General features: G+C 65.3%; 11 protein-coding genes. 6 read left to right on the forward strand and 5 right to left on the reverse strand.

Translation table 11 applies throughout. The features are described 5' to 3' along the window. Both ACE3S9_RS09035 and ACE3S9_RS09040 read left to right on the forward strand, forming a co-directional pair. Positions 1-1454: electron transfer flavoprotein-ubiquinone oxidoreductase (locus tag ACE3S9_RS09035; protein WP_374546119.1), on the forward strand; the 1454-nt coding region annotated here is incomplete at its 5' end. 112 nt (positions 1455-1566) lie between these two features. After that, positions 1567-2145 carry a hypothetical protein gene (locus ACE3S9_RS09040; protein WP_374546120.1) on the forward strand — a complete coding sequence of 193 codons (579 nt, stop codon included), beginning with the start codon at positions 1567-1569 and terminating at the stop codon, positions 2143-2145. A gap of 91 nt (positions 2146-2236) precedes the next feature. Here the strand turns inward: ACE3S9_RS09040 and ACE3S9_RS09045 are convergent, their stop codons facing one another. Further along, positions 2237-3871 (reverse strand): FMN-binding glutamate synthase family protein, encoded by a 1635-nt coding sequence (locus ACE3S9_RS09045; protein ID WP_374546121.1) that lies wholly within the window; start codon positions 3869-3871, stop codon positions 2237-2239. A 301-nt stretch (positions 3872-4172) separates the two neighbouring features. Between ACE3S9_RS09045 and ACE3S9_RS09050 the strand changes: the two genes are divergently transcribed. Continuing rightward, positions 4173-5393, forward strand: coding sequence for an MFS transporter (locus tag ACE3S9_RS09050; protein ID WP_374546122.1), 1221 nt, complete (start codon positions 4173-4175; stop codon positions 5391-5393). A gap of 21 nt (positions 5394-5414) precedes the next feature. Next, entirely contained in the window at positions 5415-6101 is a 687-nt protein-coding gene (locus ACE3S9_RS09055; RefSeq protein ID WP_374546123.1) for a fumarylacetoacetate hydrolase family protein, read from the forward strand. Between the two features lie 40 nt (positions 6102-6141). Here the strand turns inward: ACE3S9_RS09055 and ACE3S9_RS09060 are convergent, their stop codons facing one another. The 4 genes from ACE3S9_RS09060 to ACE3S9_RS09075 are packed head-to-tail and all read right to left on the reverse strand — an operon-like array spanning position 6142 to position 8851. Then, on the reverse strand, positions 6142-6828 hold the full coding sequence (locus ACE3S9_RS09060) for a DUF4339 domain-containing protein (protein ID WP_374546124.1): 687 nt from the start codon (positions 6826-6828) through the stop codon (positions 6142-6144). Continuing rightward, on the reverse strand, positions 6825-8273 hold the full coding sequence (locus ACE3S9_RS09065) for an NAD-dependent succinate-semialdehyde dehydrogenase (RefSeq protein WP_374546125.1): 1449 nt from the start codon (positions 8271-8273) through the stop codon (positions 6825-6827). The genes ACE3S9_RS09060 and ACE3S9_RS09065 overlap by 4 nt, the downstream gene beginning before the upstream one ends. 1 nt (position 8274) lies before the next feature. Next, on the reverse strand, positions 8275-8496 hold the full coding sequence (locus ACE3S9_RS09070; protein ID WP_374546127.1) for a hypothetical protein: 222 nt from the start codon (positions 8494-8496) through the stop codon (positions 8275-8277). Position 8497: 1 nt separating this feature from the next. After that, positions 8498-8851, reverse strand: coding sequence for a hypothetical protein (locus tag ACE3S9_RS09075; protein ID WP_374546128.1), 354 nt, complete (start codon positions 8849-8851; stop codon positions 8498-8500). A 137-nt stretch (positions 8852-8988) separates the two neighbouring features. Between ACE3S9_RS09075 and ACE3S9_RS09080 the strand changes: the two genes are divergently transcribed. Then, the gene (locus ACE3S9_RS09080) at positions 8989-9678 is read left to right on the forward strand and encodes an HAD-IA family hydrolase (protein WP_374546129.1); all 690 of its coding nucleotides are present in this window, start codon (positions 8989-8991) and stop codon (positions 9676-9678) included. Between the two features lie 112 nt (positions 9679-9790). Continuing rightward, positions 9791-10021: cyclic nucleotide-binding domain-containing protein (locus ACE3S9_RS09085; protein ID WP_374546130.1), on the forward strand; the 231-nt coding region annotated here is incomplete at its 3' end.

Genomic DNA, 10021 nt, shown 5'->3' on the forward strand with positions numbered 1-10021 from the left:
ATGACCCGGCCCGGCCGCTGACCGTCGAAGTCAATGACGACCGCTTCTATCTGCTCGGTCCCTCCGGCGGCATTCGCCTGCCCAATTTCCTGATGCCGCCGCTGATGAGCAATCACGGCAATTTCGCCGGCTCGCTGGGCAATGTCTGCCGCTTCCTCGGCGCCAAGGCCGAAGAGCTCGGCGTCGAAATCTATCCGGGCTTCGCCGCCACGGAAGTGCTTTACGGCGACAAAAGCGAAGTGCTCGGCATCGCCACCGGCGACATGGGCGTCGGCCGCGACGGTAGCCCCAAGGACAGCTTTACCCGCGGCATGGAGCTGCGCGGAAAGTACACGCTCTTCGCCGAGGGCGCGCGCGGCTCTTTATCCAAGCAGATCATCGCCAAATTCGGCCTCGACCAGGGCCGCGAGCCCCAGAAATACGGCATCGGCCTCAAGGAGCTGTGGCGGATCGATCCGGCCAAACACCAGCCGGGTCTCGTCCAGCATTCGTTCGGCTGGCCGCTTGGCGGCGGAACGGGCGGCGGCTCGTTCCTCTATCATATCGAGGACAATCAGGTCGTCGTCGGCTTCGTGGTGCATCTGAACTACAAGAACCCGACGCTGTCGCCATTCGACGAGTTCCAGCGCTTCAAGACCCATCCGATGGTGCGCGACATCTTTGCCGGCGGCAAGCGTCTGGCCTATGGCGCGCGCGCCTTGACCGAGGGCGGCTGGCAATCGGTGCCGAAACTGGCCTTCCCCGGCGGCGCGCTGATCGGCTGCGCGGCCGGCTTCATGAACGTGCCGCGCATCAAAGGGTCGCACAACGCCGTGTTGTCCGGCATGGAGGCGGCGGAGGCCGCCGCGAAGGCGTTGGCGGACGGGCGCGGCCATGACGAACTGGCCGATTACGACGCGGGCTGGCGCGCCGGGCCGATCGGCGACGACCTGAAAAAGGTGCGCAACGTCAAGCCGTTGTGGTCGAAGCTCGGCACCTGGCTCGGCGTGCCGCTCGGCGGGCTCGACATGTGGCTGAACAATACCTTCGGCCTGACGCTGTTCGGCACGCTGAAGCACGGCAAGCCGGACTACGCCACTTTGAAGCCGCTGAGCGCGGTCAAGCCGATCGTCTATCCCAGGCCCGATGGCGTGCTGACCTTCGACAAATTGTCCTCGGTGTTTCTGTCGAACACCAATCACGAGGAAGACCAGCCCTGCCATCTGAAGCTCGCCGACGCCTCGATTCCGACCGGCGTCAATCTGCCGGCCTATGGCGAGCCGGCGCGGCTCTATTGCCCGGCGGGCGTCTATGAAGTGGTCTATGGCGACGAGGCGGCGAAGCAAGACCCGCGCTTCGTGATCAACGCCCAGAACTGCGTCCACTGCAAAACCTGCGACATCAAGGACCCCGCCCAGAACATCACCTGGACCACACCAGAAGGCGGCGGCGGACCCAATTATCCCAATATGTGATCGGGAAGGCGCAACAGGCCTGTCTTTCTGCGTTCGATTTTACGGAATCGCAAGGCGTCTATGGCACGAATAGCGTTCGGCCCATGTCGATGGCCGCACCTGTGACCCCGCCATGTCGAACACGCCCGGATTTCCTCGCGCCTCCTCCCTCGTCGGCCTGACTGTGGCCGCGTCGGCGCTCGCCGTTCTGGCGAGCGGTCCCGCTCTGGCGAATGGCTTCGGCGCCGGCTCCTCGCTGCCGCTGATCGACACCTTCGTCGACAAAGTGGTGGACTGGATCGGCTTTCGGGAGCTGACGGGCGATCGCCGCGACCTGTTCGCGCTCTGCCTGATCATCTATGCCGCCGTCTTCGGCTATCTCACCGATCTCGCCTTGCGCGACAGGGGGTTCGGCAAGGCGCTCAACGGCGTCGTCGGCGCCGCCGGGATTTGTCTGGCGCTCGCGCTCCTTACGCCGCATGTCTTCGCGCTCGCCGACGTCTCGGACAGGGTCCGAGCCAATCTCACTTTGATCATCATCGGCGCCGGTTCGGCAGTGACCCTGATCGTGACGTCCGCGCTCAAGGGCGTTCTCATGAGCGCCCTGCGTCTCAATCTCGACCGGATGGACCTGCCGCCGCCGCCCGCGCCCATCGCCGAGCCGGCCTCGACCGATCCCCGCATCGCCTCGGCCCTGCGCGAAAAGATCTGACTTTTTGTTTTGACGCGTTTTCTTCACGCGAACCGGCATCCACTTCGCTCGACCCGAAGGGCCGCGTCAGCGAATACGCTATCGCTCCCGCTCACGCCGCGCGGCGCTGCGGCGAAAAATGCTCCGCGCTCGCCTTGTCCCACAAGGCCGCGAGGCGCGGGTCGCGCGCGCCGCGCACCAATTCGCCCGTTTCCAGATCCGGGTAAAGGTCGGCGAAACTGACCACGCTGCTTTCGGAAATGCGCCTGCGGAAATGATCCAGATCGAACTGGTTGGGATGATCCAGTCCGGCCGCGGCGGTCAGTTCAGCCAGGCAATGCAGGGTGGCGCGGTGGAAATTGCCCACGCGCTCGGTCTTGTCCGGCACATGGATGGCGCGGCCGCGCCAGGGGTCCTGCGTGGCGACCCCGGTCGGACAGGCGTCGGTGTGGCACGACAGCGACTGAATGCAGCCGAGGGCGAACATGAAGCCGCGCGCGCTGTTGCACCAATCGGCGCCGAGCGCCATGGCGCGCGCCATGTCGAAGGCGGTGAGGATCTTGCCGGAACAGCCGACCCGCACCTGATCGCGCAGGCCGATCCCGACCAGCGTATTATGCACGAAGGTCAGGCCGTCGCGCATCGGCATGCCGAGATGGTCCATGAATTCCGGCGGCGCGGCGCCCGTGCCGCCCTCCTTGCCGTCCACCACGATGAAATCGGGCGCGGTCCCGCTCGCCAGCATGGCCTTGCAGATAGCCAGGAATTCGACCGGCTGGCCGAGACAGAATTTGATCCCGACCGGCTTTCCGCCCGATAATTCGCGCAATTGCCGGATGAAGGCCATCAACTCCAGCGGCGTCGAAAAAGCGCTGTGGCCCGGCGGCGAAATGCAGTCCCGTCCCATGGGCACGCCGCGTATGGCCGAGATTTCCGGCGTCACTTTGGCGGCGGGCAGGACGCCGCCATGGCCCGGCTTGGCGCCCTGGCTGAGCTTGATCTCGATCATTTTGATCTGCGGATTTTTCGCCGTTTCGGCGAATCGTTCCGGCGAAAAGGCGCCGTCGAGCGTGCGGCAGCCGAAATAGCCGGAGCCGATCTCCCAGATCACGTCGCCGCCCTTTTCTGCGTGATAGGGCGAGAAGCCGCCCTCCCCGGTGTCATGGGCGAATCCGCCGGCCTTCGCCCCGCCGTTCAGGGCGCGGATGGCGTTGGCGCTGAGCGCCCCGAAGCTCATGGCGGAAATATTCAACACCGAGGCCGAATAGGGCTGTTTGCAGTCCGGGCCGCCGATCGCGATACGGAACGGCGCCGTCGCCAGCGGACGCGGGCTGAGCGAATGCAGCATCCATTCGAAACCATCGGAATAGACCGCGAGCTGGGTGCCGAACGGCCTTTTGTCGAGCTGCATTTTGGCGCGCTGATAGACCACCGCGCGCCGGTCGCGGCTGAAGGGCGAACCGTCGGTCTCGCTTTCGAAGAAATATTGCCGGATCTCCGGGCGGATCTCTTCCAGAATGAAGCGCATATGCGCGAGGATCGGATAATTGCGCAGGACCGAATGGCGCTTCTGGAGCATGTCGCTGACGCCCACCGCGAGCAGACCGCCGAAAATCACCAGCGGGATGACCAGCAGGCCCGCGCGCGCCGGATGCAGCGTCATGGCCGCCAGCGTCCAGACGAAAAACACCAGACCGAGAATGAGCGCGAAATGACGGGGGGCGAAAATCAGGCTCAACAGACGCATGACCGCTCCTTGTTTCCTCGTTGGACGCTGATTCGGCGCTCTTTTGGCGCGTTCCGGCCGCGCCGACCATAACATTGCAAGCCCGCGACGGTTCTATGACTTTTCGTTTAGCGCGGCGGACGCCTTGCGCGCGGAAATCTCCTTGCAGCGGCACAAGGACGGCCCGCGCGCGGCGTGCTAGAGTTCATTGCAAATCGCAATCGACTCCGAATTCCTTTGTTTTCGCTGCATTTTGCGAAAACCGACCGCCCCCTTTCGTATGCCGCCCTCGCATCAATTCGCCCAGTATGGAGCGTGACCCGTGACCCAGGCCCAGGCGTCGACCAAATCTTCCCGCCTGCCCACCGGCGCCATCGTGCTGGCCGGCTGCCTGGTGGCGCTGTTGTCCTTCGGTCCGCGCTCGGTGATGGGCGCGTTTCAACTGCCGGTGTTCTCCTCGCACCCCTGGGGCCAGGAGGCCTTTTCCTTCGCCCTGGCCGCGCAGAACCTGCTCTGGGGCGTCGGCCAGCCCTTCGCCGGGGCGCTGGCCGACCGTTATGGCTCGAAATACGTGCTGATCGCCGGCGCCCTGCTCTATGCCGCCGGGCTGGCGCTGATGGCCCAGGCCGATACGGCGCTCGGCTTCAATCTCGGCGCCGGCGTGCTGATCGGCTTCGGCCTGTCGGGCGCCTCGTTCAATCTCGTGCTCGGCTCCTTCGCCAAACTGCTGCCGCCGCAACGGCTCTCCTATGCGTTCGGGGCGGCGACGGCCGCCGGCTCGTTCGGCCAGTTCCTGTTCTCGCCGCTCGCCGGGGCGCTGATCGAGCGCATCGGCTGGGAAGGCGCGGCGCTGGTCTTCGCGGCGCTGATCCTGCCCATCGTCCCGCTTTCGCTGGCTTTAGCCAGCCCGCCGGCCGCCTTCGGAGGGCGCGTCAGCCAGGGCGCAACCTTCCGCCACGCGGTCAGCTATCGCTCCTATGTCCTTCTGGTGCTGGGCTTTTTCACCTGCGGCTTCCAGCTCGCCTTCATCACCGTCCATTTCCAGCGCTATATCGTGGAAAGCGGCCTGTCGCCGGTTGTCGGCTATTGGGCGATCGCTCTGGTCGGCGCCTTCAATATTTTCGGCTCGCTGCTGTCGGGCTGGCTCGGCATGTGGGTCCCGCGCCGCTTCATCCTGTCGGCGATCTATCTGTCGCGCGCCATCGCCACGGCGATCTTCATCGCCTTGCCGCCGAGCCCGACCTCGGCGCTGCTGTTCGGCGCCGTGACCGGCCTGCTGTGGCTTTCGACCGTGCCGCCGACCTCGTCGCTGATCGGCCAGATGTTCGGCGCCGGCAATCTGTCGATGCTCTATGGATTCGCCTTTTTCTCGCACCAGGTCGGCGGCTTTCTCGGCGTCTTGCTCGGCGGCTATTTTCGCGAGAGTTTCGGCTCCTATCTGCCGGTCTGGATCCTGTCCATCGTGTTGGGAATCGTCTCGGCGCTGCTGAACCTCCCGATCGTCGAAGCCCCAGCCAGACCGGTCCCGCAACCCGCCGAGTGACGCCCTTTCCGGAGAAACGACATGGTTGAATTCGTAATCCCCGCCCCGCCGCAGGCCGCCGCGCCGGTCGCCGGCGGCGGCCTGTTCCCGGTGCGCCGCATTTTCTGCGTCGGCCAGAATTACGCCGCTCACGCCCGTGAAATGGGCGGCGATCCGACCCGCGAGCCGCCCTTCTTCTTCACCAAGCCGGCGGATTCCATCGTGATCGACGGCGCCGATGCGCCTTATCCGAGCCTGACCAAGAATTTTCATCACGAGATCGAGCTGGTCGTGGCCATCGGCAAGGCGGGCGCCAACATTCCGGCCGAACAGGCGCTCGACCATATTTACGGCTATGCCGCCGGCATCGATTTGACCCGCCGCGACCTCCAGACCGCCGCGCGGGAGAATCGCAAGCCCTGGGACATGAGCAAGGGCTTTGATTTTTCCGCCCCGATCGGCCTGATCGAGCCGGCCGCGAAGATCGGCCATCCCGCCAAGGGCCGCATTTCGATCACGGTCAATGGCGCGGTGAAACAGGATGGCGACCTGTCGGACCTGATCTGGTCCGTGCCGGAAATCGTGGCCGCTCTGTCGACCTATGTCGCGCTAGCCCCGGGCGACCTGATCTACACCGGCACGCCGGCGGGAGTCGGCCCGCTGGTTCCGGGCGATGTGGCGGTCGGCGAGATTGCGGGCGTCGGCGCGGTGCGCGCGAAGATCGTGTGACGTCACAGCGGTCCTGTTCAAGGACCGGCTGGCGTCCGCGTCAGCCCTCCGGCGCTTTCCAGAAATTGATCCCGCTTTCCCGGAAGGCGAAAAAGGGGATCATGATCAGGAACATCAGCAGGCCCACGCTCAGGGCCTGCGGCACCGTGCCGCCCGCCATTTCCGACAGGATTTCGCGGCTTTCCTTGCCGTGCAGGTGGCCGACCAACAATTCCTCGATCACCGTCAGGATGACCAGGAAGAGAGTGAACAGCGCGGCCTTCTGCAGGATGATGAGGAAAGGCGCCTCGACCTGCCGGATACGGCGATCGAGCTTGAGCGCCTGCAGGATCATGATGAGCTTCGCCGAAATCAGCGCCTTGACCAGCGACAGGCCCATGGGCGCGAATTCCACGCCGACGCTGCGCAGCACCGCCGTCTTGTAGATCGTCAGGGCGCCGAAACAGACGAAGAGATAGGCTGAAATCCCGAGATATTCGAAAAACTCATGGCGCGCGCGGCGCGCCAGTTCGGCGCGGTCGATGGTGATCGCCTTTTTGGGCGCGCCCTTTTTCGGCTCAGCCGGCGCAAATTCCGACACATGGCGCGCGTCGGCCCATTCCGCCATGCCCTCGCGCCAGATCAGCAGAGCCTTGTCCGGCGCGGCCTGAATGCGGGCGCGGATCTGGTCGGCGCTGAAGGGGCCGACCGCCTTGCCGTCCTCGGCGCAATACCAGGCCGCGCTCAAGCGCCCAGCCCCCCGAGCAGGACATATTTGATCTCGGTGAATTCCTCGATTCCGTGGCGCGAGCCTTCACGTCCGATGCCGGATTCCTTCACGCCGCCGAAGGGCGCGACCTCGGTGGAGAGAATGCCGGAATTGACCGCGACCATGCCATATTCCAGCGCCTCGGCGACGCGGAACACGCGGCCGAGATCGCGAGCGTAGAAATAGGCGGCCAGCCCAAATTGCGTGGCGTTGGCCTGAGCGATCACATCCGCCTCGTCCTTGAAGCGAAACAAGGGCGCGACCGGACCAAAAGTTTCCTCGCGCGCCACCGCCATTTGCGGCGTGACCTCGGCGAGCACAGTCGGCTGGAAGAAGGTGCCGCCAAGTTCGTGCCTCTTGCCGCCGACCAGCACGCGCGCGCCCTTGCTCACGGCGTCGGCGATATGGGCCTCGACCTTGTCGACGGCCTCGGGCGTGATGAGCGGCCCCTGCTGCACGCCCTCCGCCAATCCGTCGCCGACCTTCAGCTTCGACACCGCCTCGGCAAGTTTCGCGGCGAAGGCGTCATAGATGCCGTCCTGCACATAGAGCCGGTTGGCGCAGACGCAGGTCTGGCCCATGTTGCGATATTTCGAAACGAGGGCCCCGGCGACCGCCGCATCGAGATCGGCGTCGTCGAAGACGATGAAGGGCGCATTGCCGCCCAGCTCCAGCCCGACTTTTTTGACGCCCGAAGCCGCCTGCCGCATCAGCAGTTTGCCGACCTCGGTCGAGCCGGTGAAACCGACGAAGCGCACCGCCGGATGCTCGCAAAAGACCTTACCGATCGCCGCGGCGTCGCCGGTGACGATGTTCAGCACGCCCGCCGGCAAGCCGGCGCGGATCGCCAATTCGCCCAAAGCCAGCGCAGTCAGCGGCGTCTCCGGCGCCGGCTTGACGACGCAGGCGCAGCCGGCCGCCAAAGCCGGGGCGCATTTGCGGGTAATCATCGCCGCCGGGAAATTCCACGGCGTGATCGCCGCCATCACGCCGATCGGCTGGCGGATCGTCAGGATCCGCGCGTCGGGCCAGGGCGAGGGAATGGTCTCGCCATAGATGCGCTTGGCTTCCTCGGCGTAGAATTCAATGAAGCTCGCGGCATAATCGATCTCGCCGCGGGCCTCACCGAGCGGCTTGCCCTGCTCGCTGGTCATAATGATTGCGAGATCCTCACGCGCGGCGAGGATCAGGTCGAACCATTTGCGCAGCACCGCGCCACGCTGCTTGGCCGTCAGCGCCGCCCAGCTCTTTTGCGCGCGCGCCGCCAGTTCGACCGCTTCAGTCGCCTCGGCCGCGGCGCCGTTCGGAACCTTGGCCAGCACCGCGCCATTGGCGGGATTGCGGATTTCCAGCACGCCCTCGCCGCGCCACACGCCGCCGAGCAGCCATTGCGCCTTCAAGAGCGAAGGATCGTCGAGACGCATGTCACACTCCTTTGCGCGCTTCCAGAAAACGCCGCAGCGCCACCAGCGACCACACGCCCTCCACCAGGCCAAACGGCCACGCGCCCTGCAGGAAGCCATAGGCCGAGCCGAGCGCGCAGGAGCCCGCGAAGCCCAGAATGTAAATGCTGCCGCGCGGCTCCAGCGCATAGAACAGCAGCATGGCGCTGACGGCGAACAGGCCGAAAAGGGTCAGCGCGTCCACTTTACTTCCCCGGCGGCGTGCAGACCACCGCCTCGTTCAGCACATAGCAGATCGACATGGCGCCGGTGCGCTGATCGACCCGGAATACGCCGCCCTCCTTCTCATGCCGCGAGGCGACAAGCGCATATTCACTGGGCGATTGCGGCCCCGCGCCCTCGCCCGGCGGATAGCACAAGGTGACGCCGACCGGACTGCCGTCCTTCAGCCCATATTGGCAGGCGCCGACCTCGCCGGTCGCTCGGTCGATGCGATAGACGCGGTTGAGATCGATTTCCGGCGCGGCCAGAAAATCGTAATTGGCGGCCCGAGCCACGCCCGTGGTCGCAAGCAAAGCAAGAACGATCCGTCGCAGCATTGCGGCTCCCTTGTCTTGACCTTCGCCGCCAGCGGGCGAATCAGCGCGATTTTCTCAGGAATCTATCATGCGGGCGGTTTGACGTGACAGCGCCGGCGCAAGCCATTATAGCCATCCATCACGACAGGAGCATTGGCATGGCCGCAACGCCGGATCAGACATCCGACCGCATTCTCCACGTTTTCGACCTCGACGGCACCCTGGCCGATACGGCGGGCGACCTGATGGGGACCCTGGATTACGTCATGGTGCAGGAGGGCTTCGCCGCGACGCCGATCGAGGACGCCCGATCGCTGCTCGGCGCCGGCGCCCGCGCGCTGCTCGTCCGCGCTCTCGCCGCCCAGAGCCAGACCGTCAGCGACGAACGGCTCGACGACATGTATGAGCGTTTCCTGACCCATTACGAAACCCGGATCGCCGACGAGAGCCGGCTCTATCCCGGCGTGGTCGAGGCTTTGGACGCGCTGGAGGCGCGCGGCGGCTTTTTCGCCGTCTGCACCAACAAGATCGAACGCCCCGCGCGGCTGCTGCTGGAAAAGCTCGGCGTCGCGGACCGTTTCGCCTTCATCTGCGGCCAGGACACGTTCGGGATCGCCAAGCCGGACCCGACGCCGCTGCTGCGCACCATCGAGGCGGCGGGCGGCGAGGTCGGGCGCGCGCTCATGATCGGCGATTCCAAGACCGATATCGCCACCGCGCGCGCCGCCGGCGTGCCCTCGATCGCCGTCGATTTCGGCTATACCGACCGGCCGGTGGTCGAATATGGCCCCGACCGGGTCATTTCGTGCTTTTCCGAACTGCCCGAGGCGGCGGCCGAGTTCTACTGACGGGCAACGCCCCGGAAAATCAGGCCTCGCGAGCGCAAGCGCCGCACGCAGGATTGATTTGATTGTGACCAAATCATGACCCACCCTCGATCGAAAGAATGAGGGGACGGCCATGAGCCAAATTGTTTTTCCAGCCCAGCTTGATGTCTATTTCCGTGAAACCGCGCGCCGTTTGGGCGCGACCGTCGCTTTTCCCGCTGGCGCAACGGTCTTTCGCGAGGGCGACGCGCCCGACCACATGTATATTCTGCTCGAAGGCGCGATCGATGTGACCCGCGCCGGCAAAGTGATCGAATCGATCGGCCCCGGCGACGCCTTGGGCGTCGTCAGCCTGCTCGACAGC

The sequence above is a fragment of the Rhodoblastus sp. genome, from assembly GCF_041915505.1.
Classification (GTDB): domain Bacteria; phylum Pseudomonadota; class Alphaproteobacteria; order Rhizobiales; family Beijerinckiaceae; genus Rhodoblastus.